This is a genomic window from Sphingobium sp. LB126, assembly GCF_002795205.1.
Classification (GTDB): domain Bacteria; phylum Pseudomonadota; class Alphaproteobacteria; order Sphingomonadales; family Sphingomonadaceae; genus Sphingobium; species Sphingobium chungbukense.
Genome location: NZ_NETV01000001.1, coordinates 431,496 through 449,164, shown reverse-complemented (window position 1 = coordinate 449,164; position 17,669 = coordinate 431,496). Strand labels below are relative to the sequence as shown.

At 62.8% G+C, this 17,669-nt stretch carries 16 protein-coding genes and 1 pseudogene; 11 read left to right on the top strand and 6 right to left on the bottom strand.

Annotation, left to right across the window (positions count from 1 at the left end; all coding sequences use genetic code 11):
* Positions 1–318 precede the first annotated feature (318 nt).
* Complete coding sequence (gene glyA, locus CAF53_RS02100; RefSeq protein ID WP_100237156.1) at positions 319–1,632, top strand: serine hydroxymethyltransferase; 1,314 nt, start codon at positions 319–321, stop codon at positions 1,630–1,632.
* Positions 1,633–1,772: 140 nt separating this feature from the next.
* Here glyA and CAF53_RS26950 read toward each other — a convergent pair whose 3' ends face one another.
* Positions 1,773–1,913 (bottom strand): hypothetical protein, encoded by a 141-nt coding sequence (locus CAF53_RS26950; protein ID WP_157801177.1) that lies wholly within the window; start codon positions 1,911–1,913, stop codon positions 1,773–1,775.
* A gap of 303 nt (positions 1,914–2,216) precedes the next feature.
* On the opposite strand from CAF53_RS26950, the gene CAF53_RS02090 reads away from it, so the two are divergent.
* The 4 genes from CAF53_RS02090 (at position 2,217) to istB (ending at position 5,789) form a co-directional block, all read left to right on the top strand.
* Positions 2,217–2,768, top strand: a complete 552-nt coding sequence (locus CAF53_RS02090; protein WP_197707338.1) for a copper chaperone PCu(A)C — start codon at positions 2,217–2,219, stop codon at positions 2,766–2,768.
* Positions 2,765–3,289, top strand: a complete 525-nt coding sequence (locus CAF53_RS02085) for an SCO family protein (RefSeq protein WP_100237153.1) — start codon at positions 2,765–2,767, stop codon at positions 3,287–3,289. Before CAF53_RS02090 ends, CAF53_RS02085 begins: the two co-directional genes overlap by 4 nt.
* Before the next feature lie 227 nt (positions 3,290–3,516).
* Positions 3,517–4,980 (top strand): IS21 family transposase, encoded by a 1,464-nt coding sequence (gene istA, locus CAF53_RS02080; protein ID WP_167369509.1) that lies wholly within the window; start codon positions 3,517–3,519, stop codon positions 4,978–4,980.
* Positions 4,980–5,789 (top strand): IS21-like element helper ATPase IstB, encoded by an 810-nt coding sequence (gene istB / locus CAF53_RS02075; protein ID WP_007686496.1) that lies wholly within the window; start codon positions 4,980–4,982, stop codon positions 5,787–5,789. The genes istA and istB overlap by 1 nt, the downstream gene beginning before the upstream one ends.
* 506 nt (positions 5,790–6,295) lie before the next feature.
* Here the strand turns inward: istB and hemH are convergent.
* A complete protein-coding gene (hemH, locus tag CAF53_RS02065; RefSeq protein WP_100237152.1) occupies positions 6,296–7,339 on the bottom strand; it encodes a ferrochelatase in 1,044 nt (347 codons plus the stop codon).
* A gap of 393 nt (positions 7,340–7,732) precedes the next feature.
* Between hemH and hemE the strand changes: the two genes are divergently transcribed.
* Positions 7,733–8,773: a uroporphyrinogen decarboxylase gene (gene hemE / locus CAF53_RS02060; RefSeq protein WP_100237151.1), complete on the top strand. Its 1,041-nt coding sequence runs from the start codon at positions 7,733–7,735 to the stop codon at positions 8,771–8,773.
* Positions 8,774–8,806: 33 nt separating this feature from the next.
* On the opposite strand, the gene hemF is transcribed toward hemE, so the two are convergent.
* Positions 8,807–9,667 (bottom strand): oxygen-dependent coproporphyrinogen oxidase, encoded by an 861-nt coding sequence (gene hemF / locus CAF53_RS02055; RefSeq protein WP_100237150.1) that lies wholly within the window; start codon positions 9,665–9,667, stop codon positions 8,807–8,809.
* Positions 9,668–9,699: 32 nt separating this feature from the next.
* A complete protein-coding gene (gene hemA / locus CAF53_RS02050) occupies positions 9,700–10,920 on the bottom strand; it encodes a 5-aminolevulinate synthase (RefSeq protein WP_100237149.1) in 1,221 nt (406 codons plus the stop codon).
* Between the two features lie 161 nt (positions 10,921–11,081).
* Here hemA and hemC point away from each other — a divergent pair, with 161 nt between their 5' ends.
* The 5 genes and pseudogenes from hemC to CAF53_RS02025 all read left to right on the top strand — a co-directional run bounded on the left by hemC (position 11,082) and on the right by CAF53_RS02025 (position 15,427).
* Positions 11,082–12,035 (top strand): hydroxymethylbilane synthase, encoded by a 954-nt coding sequence (gene hemC, locus CAF53_RS02045; RefSeq protein ID WP_197707337.1) that lies wholly within the window; start codon positions 11,082–11,084, stop codon positions 12,033–12,035.
* Between the two features lie 259 nt (positions 12,036–12,294).
* Positions 12,295–12,993 (top strand): annotated as a pseudogene (locus CAF53_RS02040) (catalase); the annotation flags it as partial.
* Positions 12,994–13,094: 101 nt separating this feature from the next.
* Entirely contained in the window at positions 13,095–13,916 is an 822-nt protein-coding gene (locus CAF53_RS02035; RefSeq protein ID WP_100237067.1) for an IS5 family transposase, read from the top strand.
* On the top strand, positions 13,891–14,787 hold the full coding sequence (locus CAF53_RS02030; RefSeq protein ID WP_277949193.1) for a catalase: 897 nt from the start codon (positions 13,891–13,893) through the stop codon (positions 14,785–14,787). Before CAF53_RS02035 ends, CAF53_RS02030 begins: the two co-directional genes overlap by 26 nt.
* A gap of 145 nt (positions 14,788–14,932) precedes the next feature.
* Positions 14,933–15,427 carry an ankyrin repeat domain-containing protein gene (locus CAF53_RS02025; RefSeq protein WP_242443362.1) on the top strand — a complete coding sequence of 165 codons (495 nt, stop codon included), beginning with the start codon at positions 14,933–14,935 and terminating at the stop codon, positions 15,425–15,427.
* A gap of 203 nt (positions 15,428–15,630) precedes the next feature.
* On the opposite strand, the gene CAF53_RS02020 is transcribed toward CAF53_RS02025, so the two are convergent.
* Both CAF53_RS02020 and CAF53_RS02015 read right to left on the bottom strand, forming a co-directional pair.
* Positions 15,631–16,674, bottom strand: a complete 1,044-nt coding sequence (locus CAF53_RS02020) for a Pnap_2097 family protein (RefSeq protein ID WP_197707336.1) — start codon at positions 16,672–16,674, stop codon at positions 15,631–15,633.
* A gap of 5 nt (positions 16,675–16,679) precedes the next feature.
* Complete coding sequence (locus CAF53_RS02015) at positions 16,680–17,669, bottom strand: sll0787 family AIR synthase-like protein (protein ID WP_242443361.1); 990 nt, start codon at positions 17,667–17,669, stop codon at positions 16,680–16,682.

Here is a 17,669-nt window from a genome sequence, read left to right as displayed (position 1 = left end):
CGAGGTGCCGCCAGCGCGTTGATGACGAGGGCTGTCGGCCCTGTTGCTGACCTTGCCGAATCGCACCAATCGCGAGAGAGGATCGCGTCCAAGTTATAACAACATAAACATGTCTTTATATCTAACTTGACGAGGTGCTTTCAACCCGCGATTGAGCGGCGGCGAGGTGACCCATCCCAGCGTGGCGGCAGGGCGAAGACGGGGACCCGGAGGATGTCCAACAGGACAGATTCCGGCGTCGACCCCGCGACTGCAAGCGGCGAGCGGCATCTGTGCCGATCTCGGCATCATCCGCTCCCGCGCCACACGGAGGAATAGATGAGCACTAATCCCATAATCGCCGCCCATGCCCATCTCGAGCACTATTTCAGTCAATCGCTCGCCGAAGCCGATCCAGCTGTGTTCGCCGGCGTCGCCCATGAGTTGGACCGCGAGCAGCACCAGATCGAGCTGATCGCGTCCGAAAACATCGTTTCCAGGGCGGTGTTGGAAGCCCAGGGCAGTGTCTTCACCAACAAATATGCCGAAGGCTATCCCGGCAGGCGCTATTATCAGGGATGCCATCCCTCGGACGAGGTGGAACAGCTCGCGATCGATCGTGCCAAGCAACTGTTCGGCTGCCGGTTCGCCAATGTCCAGCCGCATTCGGGCGCGCAGGCGAACGGTGCGGTGATGTTGGCGCTGACCCAGCCCGGCGACACGATCATGGGGCTCAGCCTAGATGCCGGCGGCCATCTGACGCACGGCGCCCGCGCCGCGATGAGCGGCAAGTGGTTTAACGCGGTCTCCTACAGCGTGCGCTCCGACGACCACCTGGTAGATTTCGAACAGCTTGAGCGGCTGGCGAAGGAGCACAGGCCGAAGCTGATCATCACCGGCGGCTCGGCCTACCCACGGTTCTTCGATTTCGCGCGGTTCCGCGCGATCGCCGATGAGGTAGGCGCTCTGTTCATGGTGGACATGGCGCATTTCGCGGGCCTGGTGGCGGGCGGGGTCCACCCGACGCCCTTTGGCCATGCTCACGTCGTCACCACCACCACCCACAAGACGCTCCGCGGACCGCGCGGCGGTGCGATCTTCACCGATGACGAGGCCATCGCCAAGAAGATCAATTCGGCCGTGTTCCCCGGACTTCAGGGCGGCCCGTTGATGCATGTCGTCGCCGCAAAGGCGGTCGCGTTCGGAGAGGCGCTGCAACCCGAATTCAAGGCCTATGCCAGTGCGGTGGTCGATAACGCCAAGGTCCTCGCCGAAACGCTCAAGGCACGCGGCGCGGATCTGGTGGCCGGCGGCACGGACACACATCTCGCGCTTGTGGATCTTCGTCCGCTGGGCGTGACCGGCAAGGACGCCGACGAGGCGCTGGAGCGCGCTGGCATCACCTGCAACAAGAACGGCATTCCCAACGATCCGCTGCCGCCAGTCAAGACCAGCGGTATCCGTGTCGGTTCGCCGGCGGGCACCACGCGCGGCTTCGGCACGGAGGAGTTCCGCGAGATTGGTAATCTGGTCTCCGACGTGCTCGATGGGCTGCGCGAACAGGGTGAGCAGGGCGATGCTCAGGTGGAGCGAAACGTCCGGGGGCAGGTCCGGGCATTGTGCGAGCGATTCCCGATCTACCCGGGCCTCTAAGCACCTTGGAGGGGCAGGCAGTCGTCTGCCCCTCTTTCGACCGCGACCACCCCGATAAACCAAGCCCGATGACAGACCAGGCTGACAAATCGAGGCGAAAAGGCTAGCCGGCAAACTATGACTCGGCTCCGACACTTTGCCTATGTCCACCCCACCATCAGCCTCGCATTGATCCTGGTGGTGTTGGCATTGCGACTGGTCGTCCCGGCGGGCTTTATGCCCGTGATGTCGAGCGATACCATCACGGTCCAGCTTTGCTCCGGCACAGGTCCGATCACCACGCAGATTTCGCTTCCAGGACGTCTCGCGGATCATGGTGGAGCGGATCACAGAGCGGCCAAGGAAATGCCTTGCGCCTTCTCCGGCTTGTCTACATCCGCGCTCATGGCAACCGATCCATCGTTGCTCGCTGGCGCGATCCTCTTCACGACGTCGATTGTCCAACATCTCGCGCTCCCACGAACTGTCGCGAAGGCGAAGTACCTGAGTCCGCCTTTGCGAGGCCCGCCGGCGCTTGCCTGATCCAACGCCGTAGCGCGCGAGGCACCTGACGCCGGTGGTTAAAGCAAGCCGGCGATGAGATCGTGCACAACCTGGACGGACCGTCGCGCGCTCCGCGCCGGCACATCCATGACAAGTCAGGAATTTTCATGTCTATTATCTCTCGCGGACGCCTCGCGTCCGCACTGCTTTCTCTTGCCGCGAGCGCGGCACCATCGTTCGCCCAAGATGCGTGCAAAGGCACATTGGTCGTGCGCCAGCCTTGGTCGCGCGCCACGAGTCCTCGCGCGGATACTGGCGCTGGCTATCTGATTCTACGCAACATCGGCCGCCAGCCGGATCGTCTCATATCTGGAAGCTCGCCCCGCGCGGCGAAGGTCGAGTTCCACACCATGAAGATCGTCGACGGCATCATGCGAATGCGCCCGCTTCCGCACGGCGTTTCTATCGCGCCTGGTGCGGAAGGTCGACTTGCACCTGGCGGCGAGCATATCATGCTGATTGGTCTTCGCGCGCCACTAAAGGTCGGCGAATCCATCCCGCTGACGCTCCGCTTCGAACGGGCTGGAATAGTCACGGTTTCGCTCAAGGTCGCACCGGCCGGGGCAACGGGACCGGTGGAGGATCGTCGATGACCGCGCAGCAAAGAGGCTTGCGGCGCGGCCTGGTCCTGGTCGCCGTGATCGTCCTTCTTGTTGCGGGGGCGTTGGTGTGGACCGCATGTCGGAGCGACCGTGGTGCAAACACGACAGCCGCGGCGACCGCTCCCTCTGCGTCGGAACCAGGTGGCTTGTTCCAGCTGACGGACACCCATGGCAAGACGGTCACAGACGCAACGCTGCGGGGCAAACCCTATGCGATCTTCTTCGGGTTTACGCGGTGTCCCGACGTATGCCCGACGACGATGAATCGGATGACCATGCTGCACAAGCGGCTTGGCGCTGAAGCGGACAAGCTCTCGATCGTCTTCGTGTCCGTTGATCCGGAACACGATAAACCTGCGGATATCGCGAGCTTCCTCTCATTGTTCGACACGCCAGTGGTGGGACTTACCGGCACCGAGGAACAGCTCAAGCAGATCGAGGCCGCCTTCAAAGTCTATGTCGCCCGGGTGCCGCTGGAGAACTGCGCGGCGACAACTACGATGGCCGGTTGAGCGGCGACTATGATGGCCGGTAGGATCGGTTGTCTGGTCTGATCGTAGGGAGGGGCGCAGCCCCGACCGGAGAGCGGACCAGACAACCGGTGGCGATCTTTTTCCCCTTCTTTCGGGGGGCAGATCGGGGCTGTGGCGGGCGGTGGTATCGGAACACTCATCGAACAACGAGCGATGGGTTTGCGATGCCGGGCCACCACATTTCCGATCAGCAGGTATTTCTCTTCATGACCCATCGTCGCCAACACACCCAGGCCGTCGCGGCTGCCAAGGCCGGTATCAGCGAACGCAGCGCACGCCGGATCGAGAACGATCCGCAGCTTCCGTCCCAGAAGAAGAAGGAGCGCCACTGGCGCACCCGCGCCGATCCGCTCGAGCCATTCTGGCCACGTATAGAGGAGTTGCTCCAGATCGACGGTATCATTGCCGTCACGGTCTTCGAGACGCTCCAGGACGAGTTCGGCGAGGATGCTGTTCCCGATGCGATACGACGAACACTGGAACGCCGGATCGCCCGCTGGCGGGCACTGCACGGCGGCGAGAAGGAGATCTTCTTCCCGCAGCATCATGAGCCCGGTCGGCAGGGCCTGTCGGATTTCACGGTATGCGACAGTCTCAAGGTCACCGTTGCCGGCGAGACCCTGGCCTATCGCCTCTACCACTTCCGCTTGGCGGCGAGTGGCTGGGAGCATGCGGCTGTCGTGCTGGGCGGGGAGAGCTTTGCCGCCCTTTCGGAGCACCTGCAGGATGCGTTGTGGAAGCTGGGCGGTGCGCCGGCCGAACACCGCAGCGATTCCCTGTCAGCCGCCTACAAAAACCTCGACGCCGATGCGCAGCGGGATTTCACCCGAAGCTATGACGAGCTGTGTCGTCATTACGGCATGCTTGCTACCCGCAACAACCGCGGCGAGGCGCACGAGAACGGATCGATCGAAGGTCCCCATGCCCATCTCAAGCGACGGCTCGATCAGGCCTTACGCCGGCGGGGCAGCCGCGATTTCGTCAGCATCGAGGCCTGGCGCGAGTTCGTTGAGGCGCAGGTCGCCAGACAGAACCGGCGACATGCTGCGCGCATCGATGCAGAACGCAGGGTACTCAAGGCGCTGCCCGCAAGGCGAACCACCGATTTCGCCATGGTCACCGTCGATGTCACCCGCAACGGCACCGTCGCCATCGATCGGGTTACCTATTCGGTGCCTTCCCGCCTCGTCGGACGGCGCCTCAACGCGCATCTCTTTGACGATCGCATCGAGCTCTTCCTCGGTCCGGACAGGGTAATGTCCACGCCGCGTGTGCGGATCAGTCATCCCCACCGGGGGCATAGCATCGATTTCCGGCACATGATCGGTAACCTGCGCCGCAAGCCCGGTGCACTGCGCAACCTCGTCTACCGCGAAGCCCTCTTCCCCGATCACGCCTACCGGCGGGCCTGGCAAGCCTTCGATGCCCAACTCGATGGACGGCAGGCCTGCCGCGATGCCGTCGCGCTGCTCGATATCGCCGCCAGGGGCGACTGTGTCGACGTGCTGGCCCGGCGGATCGATGAGGCTCTCGACAGCGGGCGCTTGCCCGATGTCGATGCGCTCAGGGACGAGTTCCTGCCAACCGCAAGATCGCAGCGCGATGTCGCTATCCCGCCACCCGATCTGCACAGCTACAACAGCCTGATCGCCAGCGGGGAGGTGCACTGATGACCCGCACCAAGGATCAGGCCGCCGCCGTACTGCCTACCCTGCTGAAGGCCTTGCGCCTGCCGAGCATCAACCGCAACTGGAAGCGCCTCACCGACACCGCCGATCGCGATGGCTGGCCGGCCGCCAACCTGCTGGCCTCGCTTCTCGAGATCGAGATGGCTGATCGCTCCTCCCGGCGCATCCAGCGCCATCGCGACCAGTCCGGCTTGCCCGCAGGCAAGACCTTCGCCACCTTCGATTTCGACGCCGCCCCCGGCATCCGCAAACCGCACCTCTTGTCCCTCGCCGCCGGTGACGACTGGATCGAGAACGGCGGCAACCTGCTGCTGTTCGGCCAGAGCGGGACCGGCAAGACGCACGCAGTTGCCGCCATTGGCCATGCCCTCATCGACACGGGGCGGCGCGTCCTGTTCTGCTCCACCACCGACATGGTCCAGAAGCTCCAGTCCGCGCGCCGCGACCTCAGCCTGCCCGCCATGCTCGACAAGCTCGACAAGTTCGATCTCATCGTGCTCGACGATCTGTCCTACGTCCGCAAGGACCAGGTCGAAACCAGCGCCTTGTTCGAGCTCATCGCCCACCGCTACGAACGCCACTCGCTCGCCATTACCGCCAACCAGCCATTTTCGGCATGGGACAACGTCTTCCCTGATCCCGCCATGACTGTCGCCGCGATCGACCGCCTCGTGCACCACTCGACCATCATCGAGATGAACGGCGAAAGCTACCGCAAGCGTTCCGCCGTCGCCCGCATCAACGCCGGCGATTACGACCCGCCCAATGGCGCCCCGGACCGGCCATCATAATTGTCGCTGGCTTCGCGCTCGGGAGCACCCTTGCTGAGGCAACGGGTAATTGTCGCCAGCGGCAATTACATGCCAACCATCCCATGCGCTTCAAACCCTCGCTTCCGGCCAGCGCCAGCGACAATTACCCAGCGTCGTAATTGTCGCTCGACGGTTGCTCCTCGCAACAGCAAATGGTAGCCAGAATTCACCAACCGGCGCGGCCACCTATCGGCCATCAAAATTGACGCCGACCGGACACCGTAATCGTCGCGCTACAAGAACGGCGACTATACGATCGACCACACTGCCGCCGTATATCTAATGGATCGGAACGGCCGCTTCGTCGAACCGCTTGTTGCTACCGACTCATTGGACGCCAATCTCTCTCAGTTGCGGAAACTGATAGCGTCATGACGTCCCGCTCGAGCGGCATGCTCCACCCGGAATTTCGGATTGGGCATGCCGCTTGGCATCTCATGCCCTCGAATGTCGAGGCTGATCTGCCTGCCCGGTCCTGAGAAATTCTAGGCCGCGACCTGCATGACCGCCCGACCTGGCTGCGCAGCGCTCGCTCGATCCGCTGGAAGCCAACCCGCCAGTTCTCGGCGGATGAGACGCTCAAGCATCATCATGCCCGGCTCGCTGTGGTTGAGGCAAGGTAAAAGGGCGAAGTCGCTTCCGCCCGCGGCTAGGAAGGATGCGCGTCCACGGATTCCGATTTCCTCTAATGTCTCGACGCAGTCGACCGAGAACCCCGGCATGATCACCGCGATGCGGGATATACCTTGTCCCGGCAGAGCCTCGATCAAGGTGTCGGTCGCGGGCTCGAACCACCGAGCCGAGCCGAAACGCGACTGGAAGCCTACCTGAACCTCGCGGCCCAGCGCCGCCGAGAGACGATTGACCGTCGCGATGCATTGGCCGCGATAAGGGTCGCCGAGCCGTTGCGTCCGTTCGGGCATCCCATGAAAGCTCGCGATGATGCGCTGCGGCTCGAAGGCCAACTCGGCAAGTGATTTCCCGGCCGACACGGCCAGCGCATCGATATAGGCCGGATCCGCAAAATAAGGTGGCAGGGTCCGGATGGCAGGCTCCGCGCGCCGGCGAGACAATGCCTTGTAAGCGCAATCGAGCGCCGTTGCCGTCGTAGCGGCCGAATATTGCGGATAGAGCGGAGCCAGGAGAATCCTGTCGCAACCTTGCCCAATCAATGCGTCCAAGCCTCGCTCAATCGACGGCTCGCCATAGCGCATGCCATATTCGATGATGCTATCGAGTAGCTGGCCGGACAACGCACGCGCCTGTCTGGCCGTATAAGCGGCGAGGGGAGATCCCTCCGCGCTCCAGATAGACGCATAAGCCTCGGCACTCTTCGCAGGACGGCTTCGCAGCACCAGACCGCGGAGGATTGGCTGCCAGAGAACAGACGGTAGCTCGACGACCCGTCGATCGGACAGGAATTGGGCGAGGTACCGCTTGACCGCGCGCGGTTCGGGGGCGGCTGGCGTCCCGAGATTAATGAGCAGCACTCCGACTTTTTGAGTGGGCACGTTCGCGGTGAAAGCCATCGAAATTCTCCTGCACGGACGCACCACCGGCCGCGCGACAGGGGAGCACGACCGCGCTGGGCAATGCGGCGGCGCGAGGGTTGTCACCGCCGGGAGCGGAGCAGCGCGTTCCGAGGGGGGCGCGGAAGGCCTGCGGACCGGCGGTGACATCCGTTCTTTGCCACGACGTTCGTGATCGGTGAAATGCATCATTTTTCTAAGACTAATAGAGTTAGGCGATGAAACGGTGCGTCTTGGACTGCTTCCTTGGCGATTACAGGTATCGTGATGCCTGCCGGCATGAGGAAGCGGTGTCCCGCCGTCAGCGGCGATCACTGCGTTCGGAATAATCGATGAGGGCGAAGCGTCCTCCTGTGACAATGGACATTATCCAAGGTTCAAATCGGTGTCTGCATGACTTTTTCGAGATCCTGCCCAAGCACAAAACCCCTGCTTCGTGTCCTTTCGGGCGAGCGCGTTGACCGTCCGCCGGTCTGGTTCATGCGTCAGGCGGGGCGGTATCTGCCGGAATATCGCGACCTGCGTGCACGCAAGGGAAGCTTCCTCGATCTGTGCTATGATCCGGAGGCGGCGGCCGAAGCGACCTTGCAGCCGATCGCCCGCTTCGCGATGGATGCGGCAATCCTGTTCTCGGATATCCTCGTGGTGCCCCATGCCATGGGGCAAGACCTCCATTTCGCGGAAGGGGAGGGGCCAATCCTGGCACCAACGCTGGATGCGACGGATCTCGACGCGCTCGATCCGAGATTGGACAGGCTCGAGCCCGTCTATCGCACGGTTGCGCTGGTCGCCGCCGCGCTTCCGAAAGCGACGGCGCTGATTGGTTTCGCCGGAGCGCCCTGGACCGTGGCCACCTATATGATCGCCGGTCGCGGCAGCCGGGACCAGGCAGCGGCGCGCACCATGGCCTTTCGGGATCCGGACCGGCTCCAGGGTCTCATCGACCGCATCGTCGATGTTACCGTGACCTATCTCAGCGGGCAAATCGCAGCAGGCGCGGAGGCGGTGCAGCTCTTCGACAGCTGGGCCGGAAGCCTTTCCCCGGTCGAGTTCGAGCGCTGGGTCATCGCCCCCACCGCGCAGATCATCGGGAGCCTCTCGGCCCTTCATCCCGACATTCCGATCATCGGATTTCCGAAGGGTGCAGGCACGCGCCTTCCGGCGTACGTCCTCGAGACCGGCGTCGATGCGATCGGGCTTGACGAGACGATCCCCCCGGAATGGGCGGATCGCCTGCTTCCGCCCGAGTTTCCGGTCCAGGGCAATCTTGATCCGCTCGCGCTGCTGGCCGGAGGAGGCGCCCTGAAGCGTGAGGCCGCACGGATCCTCTTCACGTTCCGCGACCGCCCGCACATCTTCAACCTCGGGCATGGGATCGTGCCGCAAGTCCCGATCGAGCATGTCGAGCAGCTCCTCGCCGAGATCCGGGCCTGACGAGACAAGGCCCGGTCGGAGCTTCCGACCGGGTTATTCCCAGATCGCCCGTGGCGGAAGGCTCATCAGGATCGCATCGGGATTCCCGCCGGTCTTGAGGCCGAACAATGTTCCGCGATCATAGACGAGATTGAATTCCGCATAGCGTCCCCGCCATGCGAGCATCTGGTGCTCTTCGTCCGAGGTGAAGGTGTTCCCCATCCGATGTCGCACGATCCGGGGATAAACTGCCAAGAAAGCCTCTCCGACCGCTCGCGTGAACGCGAAAGCGGACTCGAATGCTTCGTCAGCAGCCTCGAGGTGATCGTAGAAAATCCCCCCGGCGCCGCGCTCCACCTGGCGGTGCGGAATGAAGAAATAGTCCTGCGCCCATCGCGCAAAGCGCGGATAATCAGCGATCGAGGCATGTGCCTCGCACGCTGCCTTCATTGTGGTATGGAAGTCGACGCTGTCCTCGGAACAGGGGATCGGCGGGTTCAGATCCGCGCAGCCGCCGAACCAGCGCCTGGTGGTGACCAGGTAACGGGTGTTCATATGAACGGCTGGCACATGGGGGTTCGCCATATGCGCGACCAGGCTGATTCCAGTCGCGAAGAAGGCGGGTTCCTCGGTTGCGCCATGAATGGTCCTGGCGAACTCGGGCGAGAAGGTGCCGGATACGGTCGACACGTTCACGCCCACCTTTTCGAACACCTTGCCCTTCATCAGACCACGCACGCCGCCACCGCCTGCGGCCCCGGTAGCATCCTCCCGTTCCCAAGAAGAAAAACAGAATCTTGCGTCCGAGTCGGCTTCGCGCTCGATAGCCTCGAAGGCCAGACAGATCCGGTCACGCAGCGACACGAACCAATCGCGCGCGCGCTGTTGCGCGTCGTCTAGGCCGGGCAAGGACATCTCCGCGGGTCGCATGTTCACGATGAAGCGTCTCAGGCAGCGATCTTGAGGTCGACATCGAGGCGATCCCAGATCTCGACGAGCGCGTCGACGAGCTCACGCATCATCTCCTCGGTATGCGAGGGACCCGGGGTGAAGCGCAGCCGCTCGCTTCCGCGCGGCACGGTCGGATAGTTGATCGGCTGCACATAGGCGCCATATTCAGCGAGCAGGATGTCGCTGATCTTCTTGGTCTTGACCGGATCGCCGACCATCAAAGGTACGATGTGTGTGACGGTTGGCATCACCGGTAGCCCCACATCCGCCATCATCCTCTTCAGGGATGCCGCGGCCGTTTGCTGCGCGTCGCGTTCCACTTCGCTTTCCTTCAGATGTCGAACGCTGGCGAGAACGCCCGCAGCCAGCACAGGCGCGAGGGAGGTCGTGAAGATGAAACCGGGAGCATAGGACCGGATCACGTCGATGATCCGCCTGTCGGCCGCGATATAGCCGCCCATCACGCCGAAGGCTTTGGCCAGGGTGCCTTCGATGATGTCGATCCGGTGAGCGACGGCGTCCCGATCCGAAATGCCGCCACCGCGCTGACCGTACATGCCGACCGCGTGGACCTCATCGAGATAGGTGAGGGCATTATACCTGTCGGCAAGGTCGCAGATCGCAGCGATCGGCGCGATGTCGCCGTCCATAGAATAGATGCTCTCGAACGCGATCAGTTTGGGCACGGCGGAGTCGTCGGCCGCCAGCAATTCCTCCAGATGCGCCAGGTCGTTGTGGCGCCACAGGCGCTTCTCGCAGCCCGAGTTGCGGATGCCGGCGATCATCGAGGCGTGGTTCAGCGCGTCCGAATAGATGATGCAGCCTGGCAGCACCTTGCCGAGCGTTGCTAGCGTCGCCTCGTTGGACACATACCCGGACGTGAAGAGCAACGCGCCCTCCTTGCCGTGCAGGTCCGCCAGTTCGGCCTCGAGATCGACATGGTAGTGGGTGTTGCCGCCGATGTTACGCGTGCCACCGGAGCCGGCGCCGACATCGTGCAGCGCCTCCTCCATCGCCGCGATCACCTTTGAATGCTGGCCCATGGAGAGATAGTCGTTGGAGCACCAGACCGTGATCGGCTTCGGGCCGTTGTGCCCGGCGAAGCATCGAGCTTCGGGATACATGCCCTTGTTGCGCAATATGTCGATGAAGACCCGATACCGGCCTTCGCTGTGCAGCCGTTCGATCGCCTGTGCGAAAATACGCTGATAATCCATTGATTCCTCCGTCTTGCGGCGAGCGGTAGCGCGCCAGACGCGGATGGAGCCAACGAGTGGTGCCGATCACAGTGATCGGATGAACGCTGCGGCACCGAAACGGCATGCAGGCTAGGAGAGGGGGCTGGCGACCCTTCGGTCGCGCAATTCGAAAGCGCCTTATGATCGAACACTCCTCTCCGCTGCGCCTTGGCACCAGGGGATCGCCGCTCGCCCTCTATCAGGCTCGTGCCGTCGCTGCGGCATTGTGCGCTGCGCACGGCTGGCCCGGGACGATGGTTGAAATCGTGGAGATCCGAACGACGGGCGACATCGTCCGGAACCGTGCTCTCGCGGAGATCGGCGGAAAGGCCTTGTGGACAATGGAGCTCGATCACGCGCTCCTCTCTGGAGAGATCGATCTCGCCGTCCATTCCATGAAGGATGTCGAGGCAATCCGCCCGCCGGAAATCGGCATAGCGGCAATGTTGCCCCGCGAAGATATTCGAGAATGTCTGATCGGCGCTTCGAGCCTCGTGGGGCTGCCGCTCGGCGCGCGCGTAGGGACGTCATCTCCACGACGCGCGGCGCAACTGCTCCGTGCGCGTCCCGACCTGACGATCATGCCCGTTCGCGGGAACGTCGCGACACGCCTCGCGAAAGTCGAAGCCAATGAGATCGATGCGACGCTGTTGGCGGCCGCCGGCCTGATCCGGCTCGGCTATGAGGATCTCGGTGCCATCATCCCGCTCGATGCCATGCTCCCGGCGCTCCAGCAGGGGGCGATCGGCGTCGAGAGCTGCACCGCTCGCACGGATCTCTGGCCACTGCTTGCTCGCATCGATCACAAGGAGACGCACCGCTGTGTCTCGCTCGAGAGACTGTTTCTCCGGCGCCTGGGCGGCGGATGCCACTCGCCGGTCGCAGGATACGCAACGATCCATGAGGGGAGCGCGCGACTGGACGTCGAAATCTTCAGCGCCGATGGACGGGAGTGGCGGCGCGGTACGGCCACCGTCGCGGCAGGAGATGAAGCCAGCGGCATCATCACATCACTTGTCGATACCATGCTGGCGGATGCCTCCGTCAGCATTCGACATCTCTTCAATGGGCCGGTCGAAGGGCCTGCTACCTGAAAAATGTGAAGCGGTGACAGCCTTCCGCATCGACAGCCAACGGCTTCTTCCGGTCTCAGTGAACGAAATTTCCAATCGCCGACGCGCTACGGAGCTTTCGCTCTGAGAAAGCACCTCCGGCCCCGGTACGCCCGAACGCCAGCGTCTTCGTTGCGCGGCCTTATCGAAAATCCCGGTTTCAGTGATTGCTCCAATGCGTTTCGATCCGTCCGGACCCTCCGTTAGCTCCTCGGGCCTCGATCCCGAAAAGAGGAACTCCATGAAATATTCCAAGAGCCTGGGAGCGGTTGCCGCATTCCTTATCTCGACGTCCGCCGTCCACGCACAGACCGTGATGACGCGGGACACCGGCGCGCCCGTCGGTGACAACCAGAACTCCAAGACGGCCGGGCCCGACGGTCCGGTTCTCCTCGAAGACTTCAATCTCATCGAAAAGCTGGCGCATTTCGATCGTGAGCGCATCCCCGAGCGCGTCGTCCACGCTCGCGGCACCGGCGCCGCCGGCATATTCGTCGCCAGCACCGACCTGTCCCCTTACACCAAGGCTTCTCTGTTCGGCACCGCCGGCAAGGAGACACCGGTTTTCGTCCGCTTCTCGACCGTGATGAACTATCGTGGCTCGCCGGAGGCGGCACGCGACCCGCGCGGCTTCGCGACCAAATTCTACACGGACCAAGGCAACTGGGATCTCGTCGGCATCAACGAGCCGATCTTCTTCATCCGCGACGCCATCAAGTTCCCGGATTTCGTCCATGCCAACAAGCCGGACCCGGTGACGAACATCCAGGACGCCAACAACGCGTTCGATTTCTTCAGCCGCGTGCCGGAATCGACCCATGAGCTCACCATGCTCTATACCGACACTATCGGCATGCCGAAGAGCTACCGCACGATGGACGGGTTCGGTGTCCATGCCTTCCGACTGGTTAACAAGGACGGCAAGACCGTTTTCGCTAAGAGCCTGATCCGAAACTAAGTTGAGTGGTATCAGCGGGTTAGCTTGACGCCAGCCCAAGTCGTTGATTCAGGTGGTTTTGCGAAGACTACCGGAGATCAACGATGTGGACCGACACCACTCGGGCGCAGTATGCCCGCGCGGACTTGGCTTTGCCAAGTGATTTGACCGACGCCGAATGGGCGCTGCTTGAGCCGTTTTTTCCGCCGCCGTCGCATGTGGGCCGTCCGCGCAAGTGGCCGCTCAGGCGGATTGTCGAGGCGATCCTGTATCTGTTGCGCGGCGGTCTGCCGTGGCGGATGCTGCCACCGTGCTTTCCGCCGGTCTCGACAGTGCGGCGCTGGTTCTACCTGTGGCGGGACAACCGGCTCTGGTTATCGCTCAATCATGCCCTATTGCTGATCGGGCGCGAGGCGACCGGGCGCGATGCCTCGCCCAGTGCCGGGGTCATCGACAGCCAGAGCGTCAAGACCACCGAATCCGGCGGTCCTCGCGGCTATGATGCGGGCAAAAAGATCAAGGGTCGCAAGCGCCACATTTTGACTGACACCGAGGGCAATCTGGTCCACGCCGTGATCCACACCGCTGACATCCAGGACCGAGACGGTGCACCGCTGGTGCTGGCCGAGATCATCAAGCGCTTCCCGTGGCTGCGCTATGTGTTTGCCGATGGCGGCTATGCTGGCGACAAACTCCGACAGGCGCTGCGCCGGATCGGCAAATGGACCCTCGAGATCGTCAAACGGTCCGATACCGCCAAGGGTTTCGTGGTCCTTCCACGCCGTTGGGTCGTAGAGCGGACGCTGGCATGGCTGAATCGAAACCGCCGACTGGCCAAGGACTTCGAGCAAACCATCGCGTCAGCAACCGCATGGCTGTTCATCGCCTCGATCCAGCTCTTTGCCCGCCGCATCGCAAGGCTATGAATTCGCAAAGGATAATTTTGAATCAGACTCTAAGTTCCACTGGAAATCCGTGCAGGGCGTCCATGGCATGACGCTGGAAGAGCAGCATGCCGCGGACACGAACTATGCGACCCAGGATCTCTACGACCAGATCCGCGCCGGAAACTTCCCCAAGTGGGATCTGATGGTCCAGTTCCTGCCCCCCGAACAGGCCGCCGCTCTCGACTATGATGCCTTTGACGACACCAAGATCTGGGATAGCGTTCCCGAGGTGAAGGTCGGCACGATGACGTTGAACAAGGTGCCCGACAACTATTTCGAGGCGACCGAGGAATCGGCGTTCGCGCCGAGCGCGATGGTTCCGGGCATCGAGGCTTCGCCCGACAAGATGCTGCAGGGGCGCTTGTTCGCCTATGCCGATACCCAGCGTTATCGTCTGGGCGTCAACTACCAGCAGCTACCCATTAACCGGCCGCTCGTGCCGGTGAACAACAATAATTGGGACGGCGCGATGCAGAGGGCCGGTCACAAGGGCAGCATCAACTTCGAGCCGACCAACGCGGATGGCCCGAAGGAGCAGGCCGACGCGAAATATAGCGAATATCCCGTCGGCGGGACGACACAGCAGCGAAAGATCAGCAAGCCCGACGATTTCCGGCAGGCGGGCGCGCTCTATCGTTCGCTCAGCCCGGTCGATCGGGACCATCTGATCAAGAACCTCGCCTCCGACCTCGGTCAGGTGAAGAGCGTGGATATCCGGTCGTTGATGGTCGCCCACTTCTACGCGGCGGATAAGGACTATGGCGCGCGCATGGCCAAAGCCGTGAACGTCACGATGGCGCAGGTGCAGCAGGCTATCGCCGCTCACCCCGAGCAGTTCCCCGCGAGCTGACCCCTCATCCCCGGCGCCACGCCCCTGGCGCCGGGGACTTTTATCAAGGAAGAATAGCATGTCCCACCGCATGGCCGTATTGGCCGCGCTCTGCCTCCTGGCGTCTCCCGCTGCTACGCTCGCTGCGGGTCAGGATGCCGCTCCGATGACCAAGACCCATGTGCAGCAGATGCTGTTCGACGCTGCCGCGATGGGGCGTACCGATATGGTCGCACCGCTGCTCGCGGCCGGCGCGGACATCGATGCCTACGATGAACGCGGTTTCACGCCGCTGATCCTGGCTGCCTATGACGGACATCTCGATACGGTCAACGCGCTGCTCGATCACAAGGCGAACGCGTGCAAACCCGATGTAAGCCAAGGCAATACCGCGCAAATGGGAGTCGCGTTCAAGGGCGAAGACCAGATCGCAGCGCGCCTGCTGCAGGCCGGCTGCGACGTCAACGCGCGCAACAGGCAGGGCCAGACAGCGCTCATGATGGCGTCAATGTTCGATCGCAAAGCGCAGGTCGACATGCTGATCGCGGCCGGCGCTCGCCGAGATCTTGCCGATACCTCCGGAAGGACGGCATCCTCGGTTGCTCGAGATCAGGGCAACGACGCCATGGCCGACCACGTCCGCAATTCTGGCCAGCCATGACGGTGGTGCGCGTCCAGTACCGGCCGCGCACTTTCATCACTGTCAGAATATCAATCCGAACAAGGACCAGATCGCCGAAACGAACCCCCAAAGGACCAAGGCCGAGACAATCGCTATCTCGACCTTGCCCGGTCCGGATGCCTCAAATGGATCGTCCTGAAAACTCATCGTGGAAGACCCCCTCGGTTGGGCTCCTCCAAGAATTAGTGGATGTGCCGGACCGTGAAAACCTCTGCGATCGGCTCATTGTCGCCGGTTCGCACGAGCCGACAGTGATGCGATAGCATCCGGGTTCCAGACGGGGGCTCATTGGGCGTTTGCCAATCCTTCCGGTCGACCAAGCCAACCGACAGCGTTTCGCCCGGATCTAGATTGCCCGCGAAGAAGATGTCCCGTCGTAACGTCGTTGCCGTTCGAGCGAGATCGCGGTCGAACTGCCACTCAGCACGATCCACGAACGAGACGAAGCTGCTGAAATAGAGGAAGCCCGCGCCATTGAAGTCCTGGGCAGGACAGGGGTCGATGGTGACAACCGGTCCCGTCACCGCCTGGTGCAGCGCGAAACCCATATGTTCGCTCGCGCGCCCGGCCCGCACAGCGGCCGCCCGGCCCGGGAGATCTTCGCGGCTTCGGAACGGCTCCGGTTTCGGCAGACCAGGCACGACGAAGCGTGAAACGCTGCGATTGCCACCATCCTGACCGCGGCGCACGAAGACGGATACCATCTCCACCTGTCCGATGTAGCGCCCGCCCACCACCAGGCGGTGGCGGCTCAGCATCTGCGTCTGCGTCACCCGCCGCAGCCGCGACCGCACCACCAGCTCATCATTCTCGCGGACAGAAGCGAAGTCCCCGTCCTGAATCGAAATCGAGGAGAAGGCCGCATAGACCGGGCTCCCGCGTTCATCGATGAAGTTCGGTACCTTCTGGCCGGCAAGGCTCGCGAGCATCATCCAATGTTGATGCCCGAGCTGTTTCAGCAGCCAGGTCTCCGAAAGACCATGCAAGCTCAGCTGGGGCATACCCATGAGGATCGTCTCGCTTCGGTTGCGCAACCATGGCGAGACACGCGCTGACGCATCCGCGACAGGCGCGGGCGACGTGGCGGGCGTCGCCACCGGATCATAGCCGCAATGCTCGCAGCGATCCTGCAGCCGACCAAAGGCGCTCAGCAACCACTTCTGCCCGCACGCCGGGCACGGCTCACGCAAGGTATCATGATGCGCCTTGGCGGCGGTCAGAGCCACGCCGCTCATGCGTGAACCTCACCGTGGATTGCAGCCATCGCTGGCGCGCATCCGATCAGTGGTCGATCCGACAAATCCCAGACGGTTTCCCGTCGTCCCTCGCTTTCAATCCGGACGCGCTGATCCCCGGTGATCGTGCCGATCGCCGCCGCCGCGATGTCCCTCGCATGAAACCGTGCCAGGACGTCGTCCAGTTCGGCCGTACCAACCGCGAGCAGATAGCCGAAGCTCGGGAATGTCTGGAGCCAGCGCTCGATAGCGATATCCGGCGGAATTGGTATCGCATCGATGTCGATGATCGCGCCGACGCCTGAGCATTCCGCGAGCATCGTCGCGGTGCCGATGATGCCACCCTGGCTGATGTCCTTACCCGCTCTTGCAAGCCCCGCTTCGGCGATCTCAGGCAACAGCTCAAGGTCGCCGCGCAGACGCATGGGTGGAGCGGAGGTGGCCGCATCCCAGTTCGGATAAGGATCGCGATACCGGCCGCGCAGGTCGATGACAGCTACAAGATGATCGCCTGGCGCCGCATCGAAACTGGTCAGCAGTTTCTTGGCGCGTCCCAGGATCGCGAGTGCAAGCTGGCTGTTTTGCGTCCGTAGATTGCTGTGCCCGCCAACCATGGGCACCTCGAAGGCGCGTGACGCATCTCGCAGGCCTTCGAGCATCGGCACGGCGCCGTCGTGTCCGTCCGACCAAAGGGCGTTCACCGTCGCCAAAGGCCGACCGCCCATCGCGGCGATGTCCGAAACGTTGACCATCACGCCGCACCAGCCCGCGAACCAGGGATCGCTGGCGACGAACTCGTTGATGAAGCCTTCGATGGCGAACAGCAAATAGCCGTCCCCGTCAGGGATGGCGGCGCAATCGTCACCGACCACGATCGCGCTTTGGTCGATGCCCAAGGCCTTCACCACGTCGGCGATATCGGCCTTTGCGGCGAAGCTGCGGCTCTCACGCAGCGATCGGGCGAGCGAGGCCAGATCGATACCCAC